This is a genomic window from Paraburkholderia phymatum (assembly GCF_040965635.1).
Classification (GTDB): domain Bacteria; phylum Pseudomonadota; class Gammaproteobacteria; order Burkholderiales; family Burkholderiaceae; genus Paraburkholderia; species Paraburkholderia phymatum_B.
In genome coordinates this window covers 48,336-70,640 of the sequence record NZ_JBFRCH010000034.1, presented here as the reverse complement: position 1 = coordinate 70,640, position 22,305 = coordinate 48,336, and the positions used below count along the sequence as shown (strand labels likewise).

General features: G+C 65.5%; 20 protein-coding genes and 1 pseudogene. 12 read left to right on the top strand and 9 right to left on the bottom strand.

The window, feature by feature from the left end:
• From AB4Y32_RS33345 to AB4Y32_RS33325, 5 genes are all read right to left on the bottom strand, one after another.
• Window positions 1-950: LysR family transcriptional regulator (locus AB4Y32_RS33345; RefSeq protein ID WP_368725393.1), on the bottom strand; the 950-nt coding region annotated here is incomplete at its 3' end.
• Between the two features lie 85 nt (window positions 951-1,035).
• Window positions 1,036-1,842 carry a hypothetical protein gene (locus tag AB4Y32_RS33340; RefSeq protein ID WP_368725392.1) on the bottom strand — a complete coding sequence of 269 codons (807 nt, stop codon included), beginning with the start codon at window positions 1,840-1,842 and terminating at the stop codon, window positions 1,036-1,038.
• Window positions 1,839-2,753, bottom strand: coding sequence for a substrate-binding domain-containing protein (locus AB4Y32_RS33335; RefSeq protein WP_368725391.1), 915 nt, complete (start codon window positions 2,751-2,753; stop codon window positions 1,839-1,841). The genes AB4Y32_RS33340 and AB4Y32_RS33335 overlap by 4 nt, the downstream gene beginning before the upstream one ends.
• 88 nt (window positions 2,754-2,841) lie before the next feature.
• Window positions 2,842-3,279, bottom strand: coding sequence for a c-type cytochrome (locus tag AB4Y32_RS33330; RefSeq protein ID WP_368725390.1), 438 nt, complete (start codon window positions 3,277-3,279; stop codon window positions 2,842-2,844).
• Window positions 3,280-3,502: 223 nt separating this feature from the next.
• Window positions 3,503-5,320, bottom strand: coding sequence for a methanol/ethanol family PQQ-dependent dehydrogenase (locus tag AB4Y32_RS33325; protein ID WP_368725389.1), 1,818 nt, complete (start codon window positions 5,318-5,320; stop codon window positions 3,503-3,505).
• A gap of 386 nt (window positions 5,321-5,706) precedes the next feature.
• Between AB4Y32_RS33325 and AB4Y32_RS33320 the strand changes: the two genes are divergently transcribed.
• From AB4Y32_RS33320 to AB4Y32_RS33280, 9 genes are all read left to right on the top strand, one after another.
• Entirely contained in the window at window positions 5,707-6,093 is a 387-nt protein-coding gene (locus tag AB4Y32_RS33320) for a 4a-hydroxytetrahydrobiopterin dehydratase (protein ID WP_368725388.1), read from the top strand.
• Window positions 6,094-6,510: 417 nt separating this feature from the next.
• Entirely contained in the window at window positions 6,511-7,584 is a 1,074-nt protein-coding gene (locus tag AB4Y32_RS33315) for a beta-ribofuranosylaminobenzene 5'-phosphate synthase family protein (protein ID WP_368725387.1), read from the top strand.
• 146 nt (window positions 7,585-7,730) lie between these two features.
• Complete coding sequence (locus AB4Y32_RS33310) at window positions 7,731-8,657, top strand: NAD(P)-dependent methylenetetrahydromethanopterin dehydrogenase (protein ID WP_368725386.1); 927 nt, start codon at window positions 7,731-7,733, stop codon at window positions 8,655-8,657.
• 25 nt (window positions 8,658-8,682) lie between these two features.
• Window positions 8,683-9,954: an ATP-grasp domain-containing protein gene (locus AB4Y32_RS33305; RefSeq protein WP_368725398.1), complete on the top strand. Its 1,272-nt coding sequence runs from the start codon at window positions 8,683-8,685 to the stop codon at window positions 9,952-9,954.
• The gene (gene mch / locus AB4Y32_RS33300; RefSeq protein ID WP_368725385.1) at window positions 9,929-11,053 is read left to right on the top strand and encodes a methenyltetrahydromethanopterin cyclohydrolase; all 1,125 of its coding nucleotides are present in this window, start codon (window positions 9,929-9,931) and stop codon (window positions 11,051-11,053) included. The genes AB4Y32_RS33305 and mch overlap by 26 nt, the downstream gene beginning before the upstream one ends.
• Window positions 11,050-12,072 (top strand): RimK family alpha-L-glutamate ligase, encoded by a 1,023-nt coding sequence (locus AB4Y32_RS33295; RefSeq protein WP_368725384.1) that lies wholly within the window; start codon window positions 11,050-11,052, stop codon window positions 12,070-12,072. The genes mch and AB4Y32_RS33295 overlap by 4 nt, the downstream gene beginning before the upstream one ends.
• Window positions 12,059-12,949: a triphosphoribosyl-dephospho-CoA synthase gene (locus tag AB4Y32_RS33290; protein WP_368725383.1), complete on the top strand. Its 891-nt coding sequence runs from the start codon at window positions 12,059-12,061 to the stop codon at window positions 12,947-12,949. Before AB4Y32_RS33295 ends, AB4Y32_RS33290 begins: the two co-directional genes overlap by 14 nt.
• A gap of 156 nt (window positions 12,950-13,105) precedes the next feature.
• Window positions 13,106-13,615: a formaldehyde-activating enzyme gene (gene fae, locus AB4Y32_RS33285; RefSeq protein ID WP_368725382.1), complete on the top strand. Its 510-nt coding sequence runs from the start codon at window positions 13,106-13,108 to the stop codon at window positions 13,613-13,615.
• Between the two features lie 139 nt (window positions 13,616-13,754).
• Window positions 13,755-14,168, top strand: a complete 414-nt coding sequence (locus AB4Y32_RS33280) for a hypothetical protein (RefSeq protein ID WP_368725381.1) — start codon at window positions 13,755-13,757, stop codon at window positions 14,166-14,168.
• A 116-nt stretch (window positions 14,169-14,284) separates the two neighbouring features.
• Here AB4Y32_RS33280 and AB4Y32_RS33275 read toward each other — a convergent pair whose 3' ends face one another.
• Window positions 14,285-14,770, bottom strand: a complete 486-nt coding sequence (locus AB4Y32_RS33275; RefSeq protein ID WP_368725380.1) for a dihydroneopterin aldolase — start codon at window positions 14,768-14,770, stop codon at window positions 14,285-14,287.
• A gap of 360 nt (window positions 14,771-15,130) precedes the next feature.
• On the opposite strand from AB4Y32_RS33275, the gene AB4Y32_RS33270 reads away from it, so the two are divergent.
• From AB4Y32_RS33270 to AB4Y32_RS33260, 3 genes are read left to right on the top strand one after another with little or no spacing between them, the layout of a single operon-like run.
• On the top strand, window positions 15,131-17,245 hold the full coding sequence (locus AB4Y32_RS33270) for a sigma-54-dependent Fis family transcriptional regulator (protein ID WP_368725379.1): 2,115 nt from the start codon (window positions 15,131-15,133) through the stop codon (window positions 17,243-17,245).
• A 31-nt stretch (window positions 17,246-17,276) separates the two neighbouring features.
• Window positions 17,277-17,876, top strand: coding sequence for a flavoprotein (locus tag AB4Y32_RS33265; RefSeq protein ID WP_368725378.1), 600 nt, complete (start codon window positions 17,277-17,279; stop codon window positions 17,874-17,876).
• Window positions 17,855-19,246, top strand: a complete 1,392-nt coding sequence (locus AB4Y32_RS33260; RefSeq protein WP_368725377.1) for a DUF6513 domain-containing protein — start codon at window positions 17,855-17,857, stop codon at window positions 19,244-19,246. Before AB4Y32_RS33265 ends, AB4Y32_RS33260 begins: the two co-directional genes overlap by 22 nt.
• A 129-nt stretch (window positions 19,247-19,375) precedes the next feature.
• Here the strand turns inward: AB4Y32_RS33260 and AB4Y32_RS33255 are convergent, their stop codons facing one another.
• The 3 genes and pseudogenes from AB4Y32_RS33255 to AB4Y32_RS40760 form a co-directional block, all read right to left on the bottom strand.
• Window positions 19,376-20,248 carry a phosphoribulokinase gene (locus AB4Y32_RS33255; protein WP_368725376.1) on the bottom strand — a complete coding sequence of 291 codons (873 nt, stop codon included), beginning with the start codon at window positions 20,246-20,248 and terminating at the stop codon, window positions 19,376-19,378.
• 237 nt (window positions 20,249-20,485) lie between these two features.
• Complete coding sequence (locus tag AB4Y32_RS33250) at window positions 20,486-21,574, bottom strand: fructose-1,6-bisphosphatase (protein WP_368725375.1); 1,089 nt, start codon at window positions 21,572-21,574, stop codon at window positions 20,486-20,488.
• 200 nt (window positions 21,575-21,774) lie between these two features.
• Window positions 21,775-21,960: pseudogene (locus AB4Y32_RS40760) on the bottom strand (CbbX protein); the annotation flags it as partial.
• Between the last annotated feature and the right edge of the window lie 345 nt (window positions 21,961-22,305).

Genomic DNA, 22,305 nt, shown 5'->3' with positions numbered 1-22,305 from the left:
GTCGCCGACGACAGCGGCTGCATCAACTTTGCATACTCCTGCTCGAGAAACGGCTCCGCGTGTTCGAGCAGAAAGCGCCGAAACATCACGCACGTCGGGGACAACTGCTTCGAACTCAGATGCACGATCTGCCACGTGCGTTCGACGGGCGTGCCGTTCACGTCGAGCAGCGCGATCTCGCCCGTGCGCAGTTCGAGCGCGAGCGTATGCAGCGAGATGAGGCTCACGCCCATGCCCGCCATCACAGCCTGCTTGATCGTTTCGTTGCTGCCGAGCGTCACGCAGCGCGCCGGCGTGAACAGATGCTGCCGGAACGTATGCTCTGCAACGGCGCGCGTGCCCGAACCCGGCTCGCGCAGCAGAAACGTATCGCCCGCCAGCTCCTGCAGATCGAAGCGGCGCGCGTGACGCAACGGATGCGTAACGGGCGCGATGATCACATGCGGATGGTACGCAAGCGGCTCGGCCGTCGTGCCCAGTTCCGGCGGCGGCCGGCCCATGATCGCGAGATCGGTTGCGTTGTCCTGCAACAGCCTAAGCAGCGTCTCGCGGTTGCCGACCGAAAAATGCACGTCGACCTTCGGAAACTGCTTCGAATACAGCGCTAGCAGCTTCGGCGCGAAGTAGGTCGCGGAACTCACGATGCTCACCGCGATCGTGCCGCTGTCGGCTTGCGCGAGCGAGGACATCGTGTCTTCGGCGTCCTTGATCTCGCCGAGAATGCGGCTCGCGTGATGCGACAGACGCTCGCCCGCTTCCGTCAGTGTCAGCCGCCGCGCGATGCGCTCGAAGAGCGGCATGCCGATCGCCTCTTCCAGTTGCCGGATCTGCATCGACACGGCGGGCTGCGTCAGATGCAATTCTTCCGCCGCGCGCGCGAAGCTCGGCAGTCGGCTTGCGATCACGAAGATCTGCAACTGCCTGAGCGTCAGCGAGCGGATCAGATTCATGAGGCGTTTTCCCAAACGCGTTTCGACGGGCAGCGAGCACGCCGCCCGTCATGTCACGCGGCGTCCATCCAGTATTCAGCGAAGATCAGCGGCTCGCACGCGGCGCGTTGGAGGCTGGCTTCGGCGTCGAAGGCGTGCCGTGCGCGGGCGGCGACAGCTTGCGCACCGACGTCTCGTAGCTCACCGATTCCGTCTTGACGGGATGCGTGAAATCGCCGTTGTCGCCGGGCACCTCGGTGAGCAGCAACGACACGCCGCCAGGCACGCCATCGGCGAGGACGAACGTGTAGCGCTTGCTCGTGTACTTGGGAAAACGCTCCGCGTTCGGATCGTGCAGATACGGTTGAATCACGATCTTGCGCGCCTTCACCGGCTTGCCGTCCACTTGCGCCGTCGCATCCGTGATGGGCGGCCCCGCCGCGAGCGCGAGCCGGACGCGCTGCTGGAAATAGCGGCGCTGTCCGCCCGTCAACTGCTCCATCTCCGCGATGTCGCGTTCGAGAAAATACAGAATGATCGGGTTGCACGGCAGATTGGCCGGCAACGTGGCCTTGCCGTTCGCATCGCTGACGGTCGCGTCGCTCTTCGCGTTGTCGTCGCTCGCGACGAGCACGCGAACCCGGTCCGTCGACTTCTCGGGCGGCGCCGATACGACGAGCGAATAGTCGAGCTCGGTCTGCGACGCGACGCCATGCAGATGCGGCGTGAGAAACAACAGCTTTTCGGCGGGCGCGATGGGCGTAGCATCGTCGGCAAGCGCCGCCTGCGACGCAGCCACGGACACAACCACCGACACGCCCAGCGGCACCGTGACGGCCGCCATCGCGACGGCGCCGCGCACGGCAAACGCGCGCGCGAGCGCGCGTGCGCATCCGGCCGGCTTGCGCGTCATTTCGGCGAGTCCGTTGCGACGGGCGCGCTCGCCAGCGGCAGCAGCGGCACGTCGTAGCTGGTCAGAATCTGGTCGATGTTGTGCTGATGCGTGGCGATCCATTGATCGATCTTGTCGTGCCATGCCTTCTCGCCGTTGCGCACGCCCATCGAGATCTCATAGTCGAAGCGGATGCCCGGCTGCGGCGGGAACGGCACGAGCTTCACGCGATCGCTCGCCTGCTTCGCGAAATAGCCCGCAATCGGCCCCCAGACGAACACCACGTCGACATTGCCCTGCACCAGATCGCGCTGGATCATCTCGCCGGGAAACTCGTTCGGGTCGCCGCTTTGCGCGCGATACGACACAGCCTGGTCGATCAGATTGTTCGACAGCAGCCAGTCGACGGCAGGCGTCTGCGAGAAGATCCCGAGCTTCAACTTCTTCAGTTGATCGGGCGGCAGCTTCAACAGATCTGTCGGCGTGTTGATATTCGCGAACTCAGGGCGTTTCTGGAACACCATCGCGTATGTCGAGTGCAGCCAGGGCCGCGTGGTCGCCGTCATGTCGTAGCCGTGCGGCACGCCGATCACGAGGTCGCATCTGTACTGCTCGGTGTTGGGCAGCTTCTCGCGCAGCGTGTGCCGCACGAAGCCCATGCGCTGCGGAAAATACGTGTATTCGAGCTTGTAGCCGAAGTCCTTGGCCATCGCGGCCGCGATCTTGTTCTCATAGCCCTCGCCCTTCTCGTTCGAGAGCGGCATGTTGTTCGGATCGGCGCACACGCGCAACACCTTGTCGGCGCCGTCGTTGTTCGGCAGGTCCGGCGCGGGCGCGCCCTGCGCGCGAGCGGATGGCCCGCCGGCGCAGGCCCAGCACAGCGTCAGCATGGCACACGCGACATGGACGGCTAAACGTCTGCGATCGGTCATGAAGGTCTCCCGGGTTTGCGTCATGCGATGCACGGCATACGGTCACTCACGCAAGCGCGTCACGAAGAATCTCGTGACGCCATGAAGCTCATTTTGCATCGATCGCCTGCAGATCGCCCGGTTTGATCTTGCCGTCGGAGCGGCCCTTCAGGTACGCGTAGAGGTTTTCCCAGTTCTTCTGCATCATCGAGCTAGAACTGAAGTCGGGCATGCCCTTGTCGACGCGTCCGCCGAATACGGTACGGTGAAATTCGTTCTTGTCGAGCGTCTTGAACGCGTCGATCAGCGACGGGCCCACGAGGCCCTCCTGCTTCGCGCCATGACAGCGCTCACAGGCAAGCGCGCGCCATGTCTTCCAGCCCAGCAGTGTATTGTTGTCGACCTTGTCGCCATCGACGACCTTGTAAGCGACCTGCTGGACCTGTGGCGCGCCCGACGACTGCCCCCAGCTATTGGTGATAACGACAGGTAATGCGCCCAATCCCAGCAACGTACCTGCAAGCGACAGCACAACGCGGCCTTTCATGCGTTCGTCTCCCTTACTCTGGTCTCACGCAACGTCGTTGCGTGTTTTCGATTGAACCTGCTCTTCGACTGCAAAGTGGCGGCCGTGCGGCGCGTCCGCTTCGACGCGCCGCCGGCGCCGCCTCGAGTCTTCACCGGAGCCGAAGACCGCGTGCGGGCGTCTTCGGCTACGTCACTGCTGCTGCGAAACTACTGCTGCGAAACTGCCTTGGGGTCAGCCCGTTTCAGCCCTTTTCGCCCGGAATCGCGAACACGAACAGCGTGCCGCCGAGCGCCGTGTACTTCGCCAGTTCACGGTAGCCACCGACTGCGCCGAGGCCTTCCGTCGACTTCTGCAAGCCGGCTGCCATGCCGATGCCCGCCCAGCCGCCGATGCCCGAGTACACGCCGATGTACTGCTTGCCCTGATACTGATACGTGAACACGTTGCCGATGATTCCCGACGGCGTCTTGAACTTCCACAGCTCCTTGCCGTCCTTGATCCGAACTGCCTTGATATAGCCTTCCAGCGTGCCGTAGAAGACGACACCGCCCGCCGTCGCCAGCGCGCCCGACCACACCGAGAACCGTTCCGGCTTCGACCAGACGATCTTGCCCTTCGCCGCATCCCACGCGATGAAATTGCCCATCGCGCCCTTTTCGTTAGGACCTGGATACATCGACAGCGTTGCGCCGACATAGGGTTGTCCCGACACGTAATCGACGTCGAACGGCTCATAGTCCATGCACACGTGATTCGTCGGCACGAGGAACAGACTGGACGACGGATCGAATGCCGCCGGCTGCTCGTCCTTCGAACCCAGCGCGGCCGGGCAGATGCCCTTCACGTTGTGATCGGGGCCGGCTTTCTGCGTCGAGTAGGTTGCATTGCGGATGGGCAGACCGCTCTTCAGATCGACGCTATCCGCCCAGTTCACGGCCGGGTCGTACTTCTGCGCAACCAGCAGCTCGCCTGTCTCGCGATTAAGCGTGTAGCCGAAGCCGTTGCGGTCGAAGTGCACGATCGCAGGCGTCTTCTTGCCGTTCACCGCGATGTCGGCGAGGATCATTTCGTTGACGCCGTCATAGTCCCACTCGTCGTGCGGCGTCATCTGATAGACCCACTTCGCCTTGCCGGTGTTCAGGTCGCGGGCGAAGATCGACATCGACCACTTGTTGTCTCCGGGACGCTGCGTCGGATTCCACGTGCCCGGATTGCCCGTGCCGTAGTAGACGAGATTCAGCTTCGGGTCCCACGCGTACCAGCCCCATGTGGTGCCGCCGCCGAGCTTCCACTGATCGCCCTTCCAGCTCTTGATCGACGAGTCCGCGCCCACGGGTTCCAGCTTGCCGTCGGCCCAGGTCATCGTCTGCTGCGGATCGAGCAGCATCTCGTTGTCCGGGCCCGTGCTGTAGGCGATCCATGCCTGCTTGCCCGTCTTGATGTCGTAGGCGATCAGACGCCCGCGCACGCCGAACTCGCCGCCGGAGATGCCCGTCAGCACCTTGTCGCCGAATACGTGCGGTGCGTTGGTGTTGGTTTCACCCGCCTTCGGATTGCCGTTCTGCGCTTTCCAGACGACTTCGCCCGTCTTCGCGTTCAGCGCGACGAGCGTCGTATCCGCCTGTTGCAGGAAGATCTTGCCGTCGCCGTATGCGAGCCCGCGGTTGACGGTATCGCAGCACATCACGGAGATCACAGCCGAATCCTGCTTCGGCTCGTACTGCCACAGGAAGGTCTGATCCTTCAGGCTGATCGCGATGACCTTGTTGGGGAACGGTGAGTGGATATACATCGTGTCGCCGATCACGAGAGGCGAGCCTTCGTGACCGCGCAACACACCCGTCGACATCGTCCAGGCGACCTGGAGTTTGCCGACATTGCTTTCGTTGATCTGCTTGAGCGGGCTGTACCGGTGATTCGCATAGTCACCTGCCTGCGACGCCCAATTCGATGGGTTCTTGAGCAGCGAGTCCAGTTGCGGATCGGCATAGGCCAGGAACGAGTTCAGCGCCGTCGCAACGAACACCGCCAGTCCGAGAACCAGGGTGCGTACGTTCATGTCTCCTCCAGAATGATGTACTGGTTAAACCGTCCAGTTACCGATGACACGCTACCGGGTTGCTCCAGCCGCGCCTCTGGATGCAGGTAACGTCTTGTGCTGGGCCGGGTCCATTGCCCGACTCATGCGTATGAAGGCGGATCGCATATTCCATGCCGGTCGCTATCGCACGCCGCCACGCGGGGCTGCGGCGTCAACGTGTTCCGCTTCTCAAGCGACGGCGAGACATACTGTGTCAGATACGCAAACAATCCACCGGCACGGCGGGGCACATGTCAGCGGATTGCAATTCGGCTTCGCTCTGAAGCGGAGGCCGGCAGTGAATCGCCATCGGCACTAAGCTTCCATATGCGACATCCATCACATGACACGAGCGGAGGCCCTCCATGACGCAAAGCGAACAGGTGTATTCCGACGAGGAAATCCAGAAGAGGCTCGAAGGCCCGTTGCAGCACTGGTATATGGAAGACGGCTGGCTGCGGCGCAAGTACCGCACGGAAGGCTGGAAAGGCACGCTGATGGTGGTCAACGCGGTCGGCCATCTCGCCGAGGCCGCGTGGCATCACCCGGATCTGACGGTGTCGTATGCGTTCGTCATCGTGAAGCTGAAGACGCACACGGCGAAGGGCATCACGGACAAGGACTTCGCGCTCGCCCGCAAGATCGAGGAAGTGATCCAGTGGCAGCCGGGCAAGGAAGGCGGCCCGCTCGAAGGCACGCCGTCGGACGATCAGCGTTTCCGCTATATCAAGTACGACGCGCCGAAGAGCTGAAGCGTCGACGCGACGAGAAAAGCGCGCGCGGTCCCGCGGCCGCTCGCGCGCGTGAAGCACGACGCCGCCGTTTCGCGGCGAGCCGCGTGTGACACGCCGTGCCGCGATCGGCGCGGCGGCGCGCTGCGGCTGTATCGCGGCTGTATCGCGGCTGTATCGCGGCTGTATCGCGGCTGTATCGCGGCTGTGTCAGGGCTGTATCGCAATCGACACGCGATGTCGCTGCGAGCGCATCGTCTGTCACGCGCGATGTCGTCGCGATGTCGTCGCGATACCGCCGCGCCGCCCCGCCGGAAGGCGTTGAGGTCCGCGCCGATCCGCGCCCTGTAGCGAGTGGTACGCCTCTTGCCTGACGATGGGAACGTCTCGGCTCGTCAGGCCGCCCACGCACACCCGATTCGACAAGGAAGCTTTCGCATGCGGATGTCATCCGAACGCACGTCGGCCTTGCCGGCCCTCTCTGCGATCACCGTCGAAGCGCCGGGCCGCCTGCACTTGGGCTTTCTCGATCCGGGCGCATCGCTCGGACGCGCGTTCGGCAGCGTCGGTGTCGTGATCGAAGGATGCTGCACGCGTGTCACCGCGCGGCACGCCGACGACCGGCTGATCGAAGGCGAGCCCACGCCCGCGCAGCGCGAGCGTATCGAGCGCTATCTGGCGCTGCTGTACGCCGCATACGGCGGGCCGCCCGTTTCCATCCAGGTGGAGCAAGCCGCGCGCGCTCATTGCGGCGTCGGCTCGGGCACGCAGCTCGCGCTCGCGGTCGCCACTGCGTATGCGCGTCTGGCGGGCATCGGCGCGACGAGCGCTGAACTCGCGCAGCGGCTCGGACGCGGCGCGCGCTCCGGCATCGGCGTGCTCGGCTTCGATCACGGCGGGCTGATCGTCGATGGCGGCCCAGGCCGCGCGGCATCCCACGGCGGCACACATGCCGTATCGCCTGCGTCACGCGCGGCGATGCTGCCGCCACTGCTCGCGCGCCAGCCCTTTCCCGACGACTGGCGCATCGTGCTGATCGACGACACCACTCGCGAAGGTCTGCACGGCGACGACGAGCGGCGCGGCCTCGCCGCTTTGCCGCCCTTCCCGCAGACGCTCGCCGCGCACGTGTGCCATCAGTTGCTGATGCGCGTGCTGCCCGGCATGGCGCAAGGCGATTTCGATTCGTTCGCGGCGGGCGTCAGCGCGATTCAGCAGGCGATCGGCGAGTACTTCGCGCCAGTGCAAGGCGGCGTGTATTCGAGTCCCGCCGTCGCGGCCGCCGTGCAGGCGATCGGCGCGAACCAGACCGCGGGCATCGGACAAAGCTCATGGGGACCGACGGGCTTCGCGTTCGTGCAGAGCGCGCAGCGCGCCGACGAGGCGCTCGCCGCCGCGCGCGCGGCCACGCGTGCGTTTCCGGGCATCGTGTGCTCGGTCACGCGCGGGCGCAATCACGGCGCGCGCTTCTATGCCGTCCAGCAGCCGCACTTCGGCGTCGACGCCCGATGAGCCGCCCGATCAGCCGCCCGATGAGCCCGAACCAGTCCTACTCAGCCCGATCATCGCGAATCGCCGCACCCGTCGCCGGATCGAATCTGCGCGTCCTGACGGATCGCGGACGCCTCGCTACTGACTACCCCCAATGAGCCCACGCCATGTCCACAGCTACTGAAAGGCCCTACATCCTGCACATGTTCACGCCGACACCGCAGATGAGCCCGTTCGACGTCAACATGGCCGCCGATGCCGGTTACGAGATCCTCGTGCCGTACTGCGAGGTCGACGTGCGCAACGTCGTGCAACTGACACAGGACGCGATCTTCTCGCGCGGCCCGAAAGGCGTGTCGCGCACGGGCATCTTCATCGGCGGACGCGACGTGATGCTCGCCGCCGACATGCTCGACCGCGCACGCGAAGCGATGGTGCCGCCGTTCGAAGTCTCCGTGTTCGCCGATCCGAGCGGCGCGTACACGACGTCGGCGGCGCTCGTCGCGCTCGTCGAATGTCATCTGAAAGCGCAGTACGGCGAAGAACTGAAGGACAAGCAGGTGCTGATACTCGGCGGCACGGGCGCCGTCGGACGAATCACGGCGGCCATCGCGGCGACGCTCGGCGCACATGTCACCATCGCGAGCCATTCCGATGCGGCCCGCGCCGAACGCGCGAGCCAGGACGTCGACGAACGCTTCGGCATCCGCACGACGGGCGTCGGCACGAACACGCCCGATACGCTGCATGCCGCGCTTGCGCGCGCCGACATCGTCTTCGCGACGGCGACGGCGGGTGTGCAGGTCGTGAGCGCCGCCGATCTCGCGCATGCGCAGCGCCTCGTCGTCGCCGCCGACGTCAACGCGGTGCCGCCCGAAGGCATCGCGGGCGTGAACGTGATGGACGACGGCAAACCGCTCGCGGGCGCCGCGCGGCCGGACGCGATCGGCATTGGCGCACTCGCGATCGGCAACGTGAAGTATCAGGTCGAGCATCGCCTGTTCACGCGGATGCGCACGGCCGGCAAGCCCGCCTATCTGGGCTTCACGGAAGCGTTCGACGAAGCGCGCGCCGTCGTCGCCGAGCGCAGCTAGCAAGCGGGACGAAGCGATGTCCACGATGTATGCGACCGCCGGCCACTTCGCCGAGCCGCGCGCGCGGCCCGATGGAGCCGCGCCGTTCGTCGCCGTGGCGGGGCTGTCGGCGCGCATGCTCGCGCAGTCGGCGGCACATGCGGGTTATCAGGTGGTCGCGCTCGATCTGTTCGGCGACCGCGACACGCGCCTTTACTCGAAGCTGTGGGTCGATATCGGCGGACAGGGCTTGTCGATCGATCGCGGCAAGTTGCGGGCCGCGCTCGAGCGCGTCGCGCGCTTGCCGCGCCTCATCGGCTTCGTGGCGGGCAGCGGGCTCGAACCGCATATCGACTTCGTGCAACACACGGCGCAACTGCCTCGGCTGATCGGCAACGATGCCGACGCAACAGCCGCCGTGCGCGAGCCGCGCCGCTTCTTCGCGCTGCTCGACGAACTGGGCATAGCGCATCCCGACGTGGCATTCGAGCGGCCCGAGCATCCCGAAGGCTGGCTGCACAAGCTCGCCGAAGGCTGCGGCGGCACGCATATCCGCGCTGCGGCAAACGCAAATCCAAATGCAGACGCAGATGCAAGCGCCCGTTCCTCCTGCTACTTCCAGCGTCAGAGCGCTGGCGTTTCGATGTCGGCTCTCTTTCTCGCCGCGCGGCGCGAAGCGTCGATCATCGGCTATGCCGAGCAGCTTTGCGTTCCGAGCGGCGCGTTGCCCTATGTGCACGCGGGTTCGCTCGGACCGATCGATCTGCCCGCGCGCGTGACGGAACAGATCGCCTGCGCCGTGCGCTCGATTGCATCGCGCGCGAATCTGCGAGGACTCCACAGCGTCGATTTCCTCCTCGACGGCGATAGCGTGAACGTGCTCGAAATCAACGCGCGGCCTTCGTCGACAATGGCGCTGTACGAACGCTCATCGCGCGACGCGTGGCCGCGCGGTCTGCTTGCCGCGCATATCGACGCCTGCCTGCACGATCGCCTGCCCGCCCCTCGCGTGAATGCGCCGATGAATGCGCCGATGAACGCGCCGTCGTGCCGCGTCGCACAGCAGGTCGTGTTCGCGCCCGAAGCGTTCACGGCCACGCGCCGCTTCAGCGACACCTTGTACGTCGATCCCGTCTGCCACGACATCCCGAACGCGGGCACGCGAATCGAAGCGGGGCAACCCGTCTGCACCGTGCTCGTCACGGGCGATTCGCGCGCCGCGCTGCAACGCGAACTGCAACGCCATACGCAACGTCTCCTGCAACACATCGAAACCTGCCTCGAGCCTGCTCATGAATCCGTCGACTCACATGGCTGAACCCAATGGCAATACGGGCAACACACCGCCCATCGCCCGCGATGCGCCCAGCGTCAATGCGTGCGCCGCGCCGCTCGTCGCGCAGCTTCTGGCCGACGCGGCGCGGCTGCGCATCGCGTCGTCGCGTCATGCGTTCGGGCCGACCATCGTCGATGCGGGCGTAGCGTCGCCGGGCTGCGCCGAAGCAGGCGTGCTGATCGCGCGCATCTGCATGGGCGGCCTCGGCCGCGTCGAGACGCGCGTGAGCACCGAACTCGAGCCGCTTTGGCCCGCGACGATCGAAGTGCACACGTCGTCGCCCGTGCTCGCGTGCCTCGGCAGCCAGTACGCGGGCTGGAGCCTGTCCGCGACCAAAGAGCAGAACAACGGCAAGAAGTTCTTCTCGCTCGGCTCCGGTCCGGCGCGCGCGCTCGCGGGTAAGGAAACGCTCTTCGACGAGCTTGGCTATCGCGATCGCCGCGACGCGGGCGTGCTCGTGATGGAGGTCGGCCAGCCGCCGCCGCAAGCGGTGCTGGAGAAGATCGTCAACGATTGCGGCCTCGCGCCCGACAGGCTGACCGTGATCGTCACGCCGACACACTCTGTCGCAGGGACGGTGCAGATCGTCGCGCGCGTCGTCGAAGTCGCGCTGCACAAGACGCATGTGCTCGGCGTGCCGCTCGCTGAGATCGTCGAAGCGAGCGGCACGGCGCCGCTGCCGCCGCCCGCGCCCGATGGCCTCGCCGCGATGGGCCGCACGAACGACGCGATCCTGTACGGCGGACGCGTGCATCTGACCGTGACGCGCGATGCCGTCGCGCGGCGGCTCGCGGCCGAGTTGCCGTCGTCGAATTCGCGCGACTATGGGCGGCCGTTCGCCGACATCTTCGCGTCGTTCAACCACGACTTCTATCAGATCGACCCGTCGCTGTTCGCGCCCGCCGAAGTGTGGGCGAGCAGCCTCGAAAGCGGCACCACGTATCGCGGCGGGCGGCTCGACGCAGCGTTGCTGCAAGCGCTCTGGCAAGGCGACGCGTTCGCTTGCGCCGACGATCGATCCTCTGATGAAAACGCTGCTGGGCCGGGCACGCCGGGCGTCACCACGCCGGGGGCGTCATGAGCGATCTGCCATCGGCGGGTGGCCTGCGCGTCGCGATCATGACGGACGAAACCGGCTGGCACACGGGCCGTCTCAAGAAGGCCTTTCGCGCGCGCGGCGTGGAGGCGCGCTGCGTCGATCTGGCCACGTGCCGCATCGACACGACATGGTCGCCGTATGGCCTCGCGATTCCCGGCTTCGCGCGCGAGCTGCCCGATGCCGTCTTCGTGCGCGGCATCGCGGGCGGCACGTTCGAGCAGGTGACGCTGCGACTCGGCATCCTGCATGCGCTGCGCGAATGCGGCATCCCCGTCTACAACGACGCGCGCGCGATCGAGCGCAGCGTCGACAAGTCGATGACGAGCTTTCTGCTGCATCGAGCGGGCGTACCGACGCCCGCCGCCTGGGCGACGGAATCGGCGGCGTTCGCGCAGCGCGTGCTGATGCGCGAGACGGCTGCGCGCCACCAGGTCGTGCTCAAGCCGCTGTTCGGCTCGCAGGGCAAAGGGCTGCGGCGGCTCGGCGCGAGCGCGGCGCGCGACGGCACGCTGAAGCCGCTGCCGCCGCTGCGGAGCTATCAGCAGGTCGCTTATCTGCAGAGGTTTGTCGGCACGGCGAGAGCGAGCCGCAGCGCTGGCGCGAGCCGCGCGGGCTTCGACTGGCGCGTGCTGGTGATCGGCGGGCGCTCGGTGGCCGCGATGCGGCGCGTCGGCGGCCGCGGCTGGATACACAACGTCGCGCGCGGCGCGCACTGCGAACCTTGCGCACTCGATCCGACGCACACGGCCATCGCCGAGCGCGCGACGGCGGCGCTCGGCCTCGACTACGCAGGCGTCGATCTGATCCCCGATCCGTCGATGCCCGATGAAGCCGGCGTGCCGCTCGTGCTCGAAGTGAACGGCGTCGCAGCATGGCGTGGGCTGCAATCGGTGACGTCCATCGATATCGCGGCGGCGCTCGTCGACGATCTGCTGGACCGCAAGCTCGCGGGCAGCCGCGCGTCGGCGCCTGCTGCATTGCCGCTCCATGCAGGCCGCTGACGATCCGCTCGCGCGCGCGCCCGACGCGTTTCTGCGCGCGTGCCGTCTCGACGTCGAAACGGCAAAGCCGGGCAACGTCAGCATCGCGAGCGCGGGGCACGGGATGCAAGCGGCGCAGTTCATCGACAGCGCGCAAGCTGCCGCGCCCGCGCTCTTTGCGCGAGGCGCGAGCGTCGGCGCGCGCATTCTCGATGCGGTGACGCACACGCAACGGGTCGCCGGCTGCAACACGAACCTCGGCATCCTGCTGCTGATCGCGCCGCTTGCTGCCGCGCTGGAAGCCGCCTGTGTCTCGAAGCATGTCGCGTTGCAGGCGTCCGAATGGCACCGCTGCGTCGAGCGCGTGCTCGCCGCGCTGACGGTGGACGACGCGCGCGCCGCCTATCGCGCGATCGCGCTCGCCAATCCCGGAGGGCTAGGCGACGCGCCCGAGCAGTCCGTGCACGCGCCGCCGACCGTCGATCTGCGCGCGGCAATGGCACTCGCCGCCGAGCGCGACAGCATCGCGCGTCAATACGCGAACGGCTTCGCGGATGTGTTCGGCACGGGCCTCGATGCGATCGCGAAGTCGCATCGCGCGACGCCCGCCGCGCTCACGCTCGATGTCTTTCTCACGTTCCTCGGCACATGGCCCGACTCGCACATAGTGCGCAAGCATGGCGCGGCAGTGGCGCAAAGTGTCACGCGCGAGGCACGCCAGCGTCACGCCCGATGGCGCACGACGGAGGACGCGCAGAGCGTCGCGCAACTCGATGCATGGGATGCCGGACTGAAGGCGCAAGGCGTCAATCCAGGCACGAGCGCCGACCTGACTGTCGCCACGCTCTTCGTCGCCGCGCTGCTCGATCCGCCGCGCTTCGCGAGCGGGCACATATAGACCAAAACGAACGTGCGCAAAACGCAAATGAGCGTCGATTGGCATGTTTCCTGTTAGTCGAGAACGCGGTGCGTCCCCCTCATACAACTCGCGGCGGGCTCCACGCGTCGCGAGTTCGTCCCACGTAGACAGATCCCAATTCACTGGAGGAACAGCATGGCCAAGATCAACCGCGTCATGGTAGGCGAGTCGCTTATCGGCGAAGGCAACGAAGTGGCCCACATCGATTTGCTGATCGGGCCGAGAGGCTCTGCCGCCGAGTCTGCTTTCTGCCACGCGCTCACCAACAACAAGGACGGCTTCACTTCGCTGCTTGCCGTCGTCGCGCCCAACCTGATGACGAAGCCCAATACCGTGTTGTTCAACAAGGTAACGATCAAGGGCGCCAAGCAGGCGGTGCAGATGTTCGGCCCGGCGCAGCACGCCGTCGCGCTAGCCGTCGCGGATTGCGTCGAAGACGGCACGATCCCGAAGGACGAAGCCGATGACCTGTTCATCTGCGTCGGCGTCTTCATCCACTGGGAAGCCGAAGACGACAAGAAGATCCAGGAGTTCAACTACAAGGCGACGCGCGAAGCGCTCCAGCGCGCGGTGGCGGGCGAACCGAACGCGGCCGAAGTCGTATCGAAGAAGTCGAGCGCCGCGCACCCGTTCGCGCCGAACTAGAGCATAGAGCGCCGATACGCACGTCGGCAGTGACAGGCGTGTTGCGCGCGCGAGGCGCGGCAGGACGGAAACGTTCTGCGGCGCCTCGCGCCGCGCGCTAATATCGATGTATGCAGAACACCCAAGCAGAGGCTTTGACATGACCTCATGTTGTCGCGCGGGCATCGCGGTCGCGGCGCTCGCGTGTGTTTCGCTCATCGCGCCACTCGCGTCGGCGGCCGGTCCCGCCGGCAGCGGCGCGCCCGCCAAAGGCTATGACTACCCGACGCAAGGCCGCGTCGAATACGTGCTCGGCTGCATGGACGACAACGGCCACGATTTTGCCAACGTCTACAAGTGCTCGTGCGTGGTCGACAAGATCGCGGCCGCGCTGCCCTATGACGAATACGTCGAGCAGATGACGTTCTCGAAGTACGCGTCGCTCGGCGGCGAAGGCGGCAACGAGTTTCGCGTCGACCGTGCGCGCGCGCAGACGAAGAAGTATCGCGCGTTGCAGGAAGAGGCCTATCAGGCATGCGGGCTCTCGAAACCCTCGCCTTCCGCGTCGAAGTGATGCCTGCGCGGTGAAACCCGCGCAGTGGCGCACATCGGCGCATCGAGACGGGCGAAGTGCAGTCGTGCAGACGACACCCGCCGCCGACAACGGCGGGCATAGCGCGTGCATGCATGCTACGCGTGGCCGTCGCCGCGCCGCCGTTCGATGATCACGCCAACGGCGGCGACGTCGTCGAACTTCGCGGGCTTGCACAACTTCACACGCACCCAGTGCGCGCCGAATCTCTCGATCAGCAATTGCGCGATCCGCTCGGCCAGCGCCTCCAGCAACTGCACTTTGTGCGTTGCAAGAAGCGTGTGAAGTTCCGCGCGCACGGCGGCGTAATTGATCGTATCGCCGATCTGATCCGTCTCGCACGCGCGCAGCGACGGCACGCCGATCGACAGATCCAGTTGTACGGGCTGTGGCTCGTGCAGTTCGTCCCTGTCGATGCCGATCACTGTCTGCGCGACGAATCCCTCGATATACACGATGTCGAGCGCGGCGCGCGGCGCGGTGGCCGGCTCGGTCCGCTCGGCGGGCGCAGGCATTGGACGCGCGCTCGACGGCAGCACGACAGTGAAATGGAGGGGATTGCTGGCTGGATTGAAACGGTCCATGTGTATGTGCTCCACCGTGGGCGCATCGTCGTTGATGAATCCGCGCGCAGCGCCGCGGCGCGTCGCCGGGTCGGATCGGCCTCTGATGCAGGAAAACCCGACTGGTAAGGCGAAGCAAAAAGCACGCGCAGTGACACATACTGGTACGACTATTTATTGATGTATCGCGACACGGGTTGTACAGTGGTTGCTGAGTGCTGTTGAACGCATTCAAACGACATATCAGACGGTTCATCTACGCGCGCGACAGACGCGCGGCACATCGGAAGTAAGCGGGGAAAACACTTACATACTGCGCCGGCCGTCGCGCCTCGACATGTCGAAGCGTGCATCGAGCCAGACGCATCGGAGACGCCCCTGATGTCATCGCTCGTTGACATAAATTCGCACGTCCGGGATGTACTGAACATCGTCAACAACAAGCCCGCCACGTGTTCGATGAGCCCGTCGGTGGCGCAGTCGTGGACGCGCTGCCTCGTCGAGTTCGGCCTCGATCCCGGACGTTTCGTGATGCCGCCCGTGCTCACGCAGCACGAACTGACCATGGCCCGCGAAGCAGCAGGCGATCTGATCGCCTGCTCGAAGCTGGAAATGACGACGCTCTATCAGCAGCTCGCCGACCCGGAGCTGGCCGTGATCCTCGTCGATGCGAACGGCGTGATCGTCCATCAGGTTTCGTCGGTGCCGTTTGGCGAGACGGTCGCCGCCGACGGACTGCGCGCGGGCGCCGTCTGGAGCGAGCGCGAGGCGGGCACGAACGGCATGGGCACGTGCCTCACGGAACGCGAATGTCTTGCCGTCTACCAGCACGAGCATTTCTATCCGCGCTATACGTCGCTCACCTGCTCGGCTGCGCCCATCTTCGACGAACGCGGCTCGATAGTCGGCGTGCTCGACGTGACGAGCCGCTCGAAGATGCTGCAACAGCATTCGCTGGTGCTCGTCGGCATGTCGCGGCAGATGATCGAGAACCGGCTGATCGATTCGCGCTACCGGCGAGCGAACACGGTCCACTTCCATAGCCGTCCCGAGTTCGTCGGCACGCTGCACGCAGGCAAGCTCGCCGTCGACGACGAAGGCGTCGTGCTCGCGGCCAATCGCAGCGCGCTGTTCCAGCTCGATCTTCGCTCGCCCGATCAGTTGTGCGGCAAGCGCATCGAAGAAGCGTTCAGCGCGACGCTCGAAGACATGATCGCGCGCAGCATTCGCGGCTCGTTCCATCCGATCACCGTGTATAGCGCGCACGCAAACAACCGCTTCTTCCTGATCGCGCAGACGCCGCGTGACGCAACCACGCTTGCGGGCGGCGCGAATCACGCAACGACGAGCATCGCGCGCGGGCCATGGAGTGACGTGTCGATCAATCGCAGTCCGCGCGCGAAGAGCACGCGCGACGCACGCGAGGCGAAGCCCGCCGCAGCGGGACTCGACAAGCTGTCGCATCTGGAATTCGGCGATCCGCGCATGGCCGCGCAGAGCCAGCTGGCGGCGCGCGTGATCCAGCGGAAGATTCCCATCATCCTCAGAGGGCAGACGGGCACGGGCAAGGAAGTGTTCGCGAATGCGCTGCACAGCATCAGCCCGAATGCGGCGGGCAGCTTCGTCGCGGTGAACTGCGCGTCGCTGCCGGAAACGCTGATCGAGAGCGAGCTGTTCGGCTATCGCGCGGGCGCGTTCACGGGTGCGCAGCGCGAAGGACGGCGTGGCAAGATCGTGCAGGCGAACAACGGCACGCTGTTCCTCGACGAGATCGGCGACATGCCGATGGCCTTGCAGGCTCGGCTGCTGCGCGTGCTGGAAGAGCACGAGGTGACGCCGCTCGGCGCGGAAACGACGATCAAGGTCGACTTCCAGCTGATCAGCGCGAGCCACCGCAATCTGCTCGATCTGGTGCAGCGCGGGCTTTTCCGCGAAGACCTGTACTACCGTCTGAACGGCATCGAAATCAATCTGCCGCCGCTGTGCGAGCGCGCCGACCTGCTGCCGCTGATTCACCATCTGCTGGAAAGCGAAGCCGACGATCCGCCCGAACTCAGCGCCGAAGCGCGCCACGTGCTGCTCAATTACGCGTGGCCGGGCAACATCCGGCAGTTGCGGCACGTGCTGCAAATGGCCATCGCGCTGTGCGACGGACCCGAAATCCGCTGCGCGCATCTGCCGGCGGAAATCGTCGGCGATGGCAACGGCAACAACGCCGCGCATCCACGCGCAACGGCTCCCGCGCTCGCTGGACCGGCGCGTGCACCAGCGCTGCCGTTCGACGACGACACCGATCTGTCGGCGCTCAACGCGATTCAGATCAGGGAGCGCGAAACGGTGCTCGCGATGCTCGACGAACATCGCTGGAACGTGAGCAACGTCGCGAAGACGCTCGGCATCAGCCGCAACACGTTGTACCGGAAGATGCACAGACTGCACATCCGGCTTTCGCACGACGGCTCGCCCGCTCCGACGGATGTTGCGCCCGGCGCATGAGTGGCATGTATGAGTGGCATGTAAATCACGCATGAATGCACCGTCGCCCGCCCGCCGCCCCGGCGAATTCCGCCCCGACGCGCGCTTTGCGTGGTGCATCACGGGCTCGGGCCATATGCTCGAAGAGTCGATCGACGTGGCGCTCGCGCTGCCGGGCGTCGATCTGTTTCTGTCGGCGGCCGGAGAAGAGGTGCTGCCGCTCTACGGCTGGCCCGTGCCGAAACTGCGCGAGCACTTTCGCGTGATGCGCGACAACAGCGCGAGCAGCGTGCCCGTCGGCATGCTGTACGAGGGCTTTTATCACACCGTCGTGATCGCACCGGCGACCAGCAATACGGTCGCCAAGTGCGCGCTCGGCATCTCCGATACGCTGCCGACCAATCTCTACGCGCAAGCGGGCAAGCAGTGCGTGCCCGGCATCGTTTTCGCATGCGACACCGAGCCGAGCGTGATCACGCAAAGCCCGCACGAGTGGGTCGAAGTGCGCCCGCGCGCGCTCGAACTGGAAAACGTCGAACGGCTTGCGCGCATCGAGCACACGACCGTCGCGCGCTCGCTCGATGAATTGCGCGCGGCATTGAACGAACGGTTATCGAATCTCGGGCTCGCATGGAACACATCGTCTTCCTGACAGGCAGGCTCGCCGAAAAGAGCGTCGTGCAGGTGCTGGAAGGCATGGCGAACGCGCCGTTCACGTGGGAGGTGCGCGAAATCGGCTTGCAGGTCGCCGCGCTGATGACGGCCGACATGATCCGGCGGCGCGTCGCGCTGCCGCTGCGCGCCGATCGCATGATCGTGCCGGGCCGTTGCCGGGGCGATCTCAACGCGTTGAGCGAGCACTTCGGCGTGCCCGTCGAACGCGGACCGGAAGAAGCGAAGGACTTGCCGCAGCACTTCGGTCAAGCCGCGCGCAAGTTCGACCTGTCGCGCTACTCGACGGAAATCTTCGCGGAGATCGTGGATGCGCCGCGGCTCGATCTCGACGGCATCGCGGCGCGCGCGAAGCTGTATGCGGAGCAAGGCGCGGACGTGATCGACGTGGGCTGTCTGCCCGACACGCCGTTTCCGCATCTCGAAGACGCAGTGCGCATGCTGAAGGCGGGCGGCTATCGCGTGAGCGTCGATTCGATGGTCGCCGACGAACTGCTGCGCGGCGGCCGCGCGGGCGCCGACTACCTGATGAGCCTGAACGTCGACACGCTATGGATCGCCGACGGAGTGAGCGCGACGCCGATTGTCGTCGGACGCGAGCCGCGCGATACGGCGTCGCTGCATCAGGCCATCGATACGATGCTCAAACGCGGACGGCCGTTTCTCGCCGATCCCATCCTCGATCCGATTCCGTTTGGTTTTGCCGCGTCGATTGCGCGATACGTCGCGCTGCGCGAGCGCTATCCCGACATCGCGATCATGCTCGGCGTCGGCAATCTCACCGAACTGATCGAGGCCGACACGAGCGGGATCAATGCGGTGCTGCTGGGCATCGCGGCCGAGTTGAACGTGTCCGCCGTGCTGACGACTTCCGTGAGCCTGCATGCGCGGCGCGCGGTGCGCGAAGCCGATGTCGCGCGGCGCGTGATGCACGCCGCGCACGATGCGCAGGTGCTGCCCAAAGGCATCGACCCTTCTCTCTCCGCGCTGCATGCGAAGCGGCCTTTCCCGTACGATGCCAATGAAATTGCGGCGTTTGCCGCGCAGGTGCGCGATCCGAATTTCCGCGTGCAGGTGACGACGGACGGCGTTCATGTCTACAACCGCGAGATGCATCTTGTCGATGGCGATCCGTTCGCGCTGTATCCGCATCTGAAGCTCGAACACGACGGCGGCCACGCGTTTTATATGGGCGTGCAGACGGCGCGCGCTGAAATCGCGTGGGAGTTGGGCAAGCGGTTCGATCAGGATCAGCCGCTGGATTGGGGATGCCAGGTCGACCGGCCGGAGGAGAATCTCGAGGTGTGGTGCGGGCCGGGGACTACGAGGAAAAGGGGTGCTTCTTCGTAGCTTCGTGCCTCCTTGTGCCTGAATGTGCAGGATAAAAAGCTGACGGCCCCGCGCGGGGTACGGTCTACAGGCCGTCAGCCAACCACACACCGAGACGCACGACAACACGCCCCCGCCAGCGTCATAAACTCACGCCCTCGCCTGCCGGTCGCGCAACTGCAGGATCATCGGCGTGAAGATAAGCTGCATCGCCAGCCCCATCTTGCCGCCAGGTACGACGATCACATTCGGCCGCGACATGAAGGAGTCGTGCAGCATCATCAGCAGATACGGAAAATCGATGCCCTTCGGCTTCGAAAACCGGATCACGACAAAGCTCTCGTCGGGCTGTGGAATCTCCCGCGCGGTGAATGGATTCGACGTGTCGACGGTCGGCACACGCTGGAAATTGACATGCGTGCGCGAGAACTGCGGACAGATGTAGTTCACGTAATCCGGCATGCGCCGCAGGATCGTATCGACGACGGCCTCATGCGAATAACCGCGCAGCGTCTGGTCACGATGCAGCTTCTGGATCCACTCCAGGTTGATGATCGGCACGACGCCGACGAGCAGATCCGCATGCTGTGCGATGTCGACCTTGCTGGTCACGGCCGCACCATGAAGCCCTTCGTAGAACATCATGTCCGTGTCCGGCGGAATGTCCTGCCACGGCGTGAACGTTCCCGGGTCCTGCTTGTAGACGATGGCGTCCGCGTCGTCGTGCACGTACCGGCGGAACTGGCCGGTGCCCGACGCGCCATAGTTCGAGAACAGCTGCTCCAGCTCTTCGAGCAGATTCGCATCGGGGCCGAAATGACTGAAGTTTCGGACGCCGTCCTGCTCGCTCCGCCGCAACGCTTCGTGCATGCCGAGACGGTCATACCGGTGGAACGCATCCCCTTCGATGATTTGCGCATTGATCTTCTCCCTGCGAAAAATGTGCGCGAAGCTTTTCATGACGGTGGTCGTGCCCGCGCCGCTCGATCCCGTCACCGCGACGATCGGATGTCTGACTGACATACGTTGTCTCCTGTCGGCTGGAGTTGGTGCTTCAGCTGTCGGCTGGAGTTGGTGCTTCAGCTGTCGGCTGGAGTTAGTGCTTCAGCTGTCGGCTGGAGTTGGTGCTTCAGCACTTACTCCAGCCCCACGCAGAGCGCTTACTCCAGCCCCACGCAGAGCGCTTACTCCAGCCCCATGCAGAGCTGTCGAAGGCACCAAGCGCTTCAACGCTTGCTGCCTTCCCGTATGTGCAACGCGTCAGACCGACGCCTCCGGAAGGAACAACGAGCGCTCACGAAAAAGCGGCGACGTAAAAGGCGCGTCGATGCCCAGGTCGTGCTCGCGGTGATAGCGGCCGATACGCGCCACTTCGTTCGCCGAGCCGAGTATCAGCGGCATGCGCTCGTGGAACGCGCGCGGCGCGGCATTGAGCACGCGCTCGCGTCCCGTCGTCGCCATGCCGCCCGCCTGCTCGACGAGAAACCCGAGCGGGCTCGCGTCGTAGACGGCGGAGAGCCGCCCGCGCATCGCTGAGCGCGCCCGGTAATCGCGCGGCATCAGGAAGAGGCCGCCGCGCATCAGGATGCGATGCACTTCGGGCACCACGGCATCGCTCCAGCGCAAGCTGAAATCGCGCTCGCGGCAGCCCGCGCGGCCTTCCCGGCACTCGTGCACATAGCGGCGCACGGGCGGCTCCCAGAAGCGCTCGTTGGACGCGTCGACGGCAATCTCGGCCGTGTTCTCGGGAATGCGGATCGACGCATGCGTGAGCACGAACTCGTTTGTCTCGCCGTCGAGCGTGAAGCCGTGCGTGCCCTCGCCGAGAGTGAAGATGAGCATCGTCGCCGGGCCGTAGATCGTGTAGCCGGCTGCCGCCTGCTCGCGGCCGGGTTGAAGGAACGGCGCGCCGTAGGGTTCGCCGTCGGATTCGGCATACGCGCCGCCACGAAGCTCCCCGTTCGGCGCATCGTTGCCTTGCGATTGCCCACGTGTCACCGAAAAGATCGAGCCCGCGGTGCCGTTGATGTCCGCGTTCCACGGGCAGTTGAGCGTGTCGAACGCGAGCTGGTATTCGGGCCTGCTCGCGTCGTTCGCGGCACCGTTGCGCGAAGCCGTTCCGGCCAGCTTGCGCCGACGCGTGGAATACGCGAGCACCGCGCCGCCCGCGACGGAATCGGCGTGCGCGCTGTCGCCGAGCGTGCCGCGCGCGAGCGCAGCCGCGATCGTCTTCACCGATGCGGCGACTTCATGCAGCACCGCCTGCAGCGCGGTGGGCGGCCGCGTCGACATCAGATGCCCGGCGTCGCCGCCCAGGAATCCCGTCAGCGTAATGTTTGCGTGACGCATGATGCTCTCCTGCTAAGTGGGTAGCTCGGGTTCGGTGGCGCGGCTTGCCTCGTCACCGACAGATTCGGAGAAGACGCTGCTCGCGCGGGTATCGGCGGCGTCAGCAGCGTCAGCGCGGCGGGACCGGCGGGTTCGGCGCGCGCGCCGCCGCTCAGCGCATCCGCGAACAGGCGATTCGCCTGACGCAAGCGCGCGCGGTGGTCGGCCGCGCGTCCGACGAGCCGCCGTGCGGCGATTTCGCGGATGCGCGTCATGACGGGCGCGAGACCGGCCAGAACGCGGTCGAGTTGTTCCGGCACACCAGCGATACCCGACTCGCGAAAGAGCGCGAGCAGATCGACTTGCGGCTGCGCGCCAGGCGCTTGCGCTTTCGTCCGCGCTTCCAGCCCGGCTTCGGGCTCCGCTTTGGGTGTCGCTTTGGCGTCTTTAACGACGGCGTTCATGACGATGTCTCCCTGTCGACCACTGCGGGCGTGTCGACGGGAGTTAGTGCTTTAGCTGTCGGCTGGAGTTAGTGCTTCAGCACTTACTCCCGTCCCATGCAGAGCACTTACTCCCGTCCCATGCAGAGCTGTCGACGGGAGTTAGTGCTTTAGCTGTCGGCCGGAGTTAGTGCTTCAGCACTTACTCCCGTCCCATGCCTTACTCCCGTCCCATGCCTTACTCGGGTCCCATGCAAGATGGTTGCCGTACGGCGTGTTTTGTTGGCGCGTCATGGAGGCAATCGGACG

Coding starts and splice junctions, on each gene's coding strand:
- AB4Y32_RS33340 (WP_368725392.1), bottom strand. CDS start 1,842: ATGACGCGCAAGCCGGCCGGATGCGCACGCGCGCTCGCGCGCGCGTTT.
- AB4Y32_RS33335 (WP_368725391.1), bottom strand. CDS start 2,753: ATGACCGATCGCAGACGTTTAGCCGTCCATGTCGCGTGTGCCATGCTG.
- AB4Y32_RS33330 (WP_368725390.1), bottom strand. CDS start 3,279: ATGAAAGGCCGCGTTGTGCTGTCGCTTGCAGGTACGTTGCTGGGATTG.
- AB4Y32_RS33325 (WP_368725389.1), bottom strand. CDS start 5,320: ATGAACGTACGCACCCTGGTTCTCGGACTGGCGGTGTTCGTTGCGACG.
- AB4Y32_RS33320 (WP_368725388.1), top strand. CDS start 5,707: ATGACGCAAAGCGAACAGGTGTATTCCGACGAGGAAATCCAGAAGAGG.
- AB4Y32_RS33315 (WP_368725387.1), top strand. CDS start 6,511: ATGCGGATGTCATCCGAACGCACGTCGGCCTTGCCGGCCCTCTCTGCG.
- AB4Y32_RS33310 (WP_368725386.1), top strand. CDS start 7,731: ATGTCCACAGCTACTGAAAGGCCCTACATCCTGCACATGTTCACGCCG.
- AB4Y32_RS33305 (WP_368725398.1), top strand. CDS start 8,683: ATGTATGCGACCGCCGGCCACTTCGCCGAGCCGCGCGCGCGGCCCGAT.
- mch (WP_368725385.1), top strand. CDS start 9,929: ATGAATCCGTCGACTCACATGGCTGAACCCAATGGCAATACGGGCAAC.
- AB4Y32_RS33295 (WP_368725384.1), top strand. CDS start 11,050: ATGAGCGATCTGCCATCGGCGGGTGGCCTGCGCGTCGCGATCATGACG.
- AB4Y32_RS33290 (WP_368725383.1), top strand. CDS start 12,059: ATGCAGGCCGCTGACGATCCGCTCGCGCGCGCGCCCGACGCGTTTCTG.
- fae (WP_368725382.1), top strand. CDS start 13,106: ATGGCCAAGATCAACCGCGTCATGGTAGGCGAGTCGCTTATCGGCGAA.
- AB4Y32_RS33280 (WP_368725381.1), top strand. CDS start 13,755: ATGACCTCATGTTGTCGCGCGGGCATCGCGGTCGCGGCGCTCGCGTGT.
- AB4Y32_RS33275 (WP_368725380.1), bottom strand. CDS start 14,770: ATGGACCGTTTCAATCCAGCCAGCAATCCCCTCCATTTCACTGTCGTG.
- AB4Y32_RS33270 (WP_368725379.1), top strand. CDS start 15,131: ATGTCATCGCTCGTTGACATAAATTCGCACGTCCGGGATGTACTGAAC.
- AB4Y32_RS33265 (WP_368725378.1), top strand. CDS start 17,277: ATGAATGCACCGTCGCCCGCCCGCCGCCCCGGCGAATTCCGCCCCGAC.
- AB4Y32_RS33260 (WP_368725377.1), top strand. CDS start 17,855: ATGGAACACATCGTCTTCCTGACAGGCAGGCTCGCCGAAAAGAGCGTC.
- AB4Y32_RS33255 (WP_368725376.1), bottom strand. CDS start 20,248: ATGTCAGTCAGACATCCGATCGTCGCGGTGACGGGATCGAGCGGCGCG.
- AB4Y32_RS33250 (WP_368725375.1), bottom strand. CDS start 21,574: ATGCGTCACGCAAACATTACGCTGACGGGATTCCTGGGCGGCGACGCC.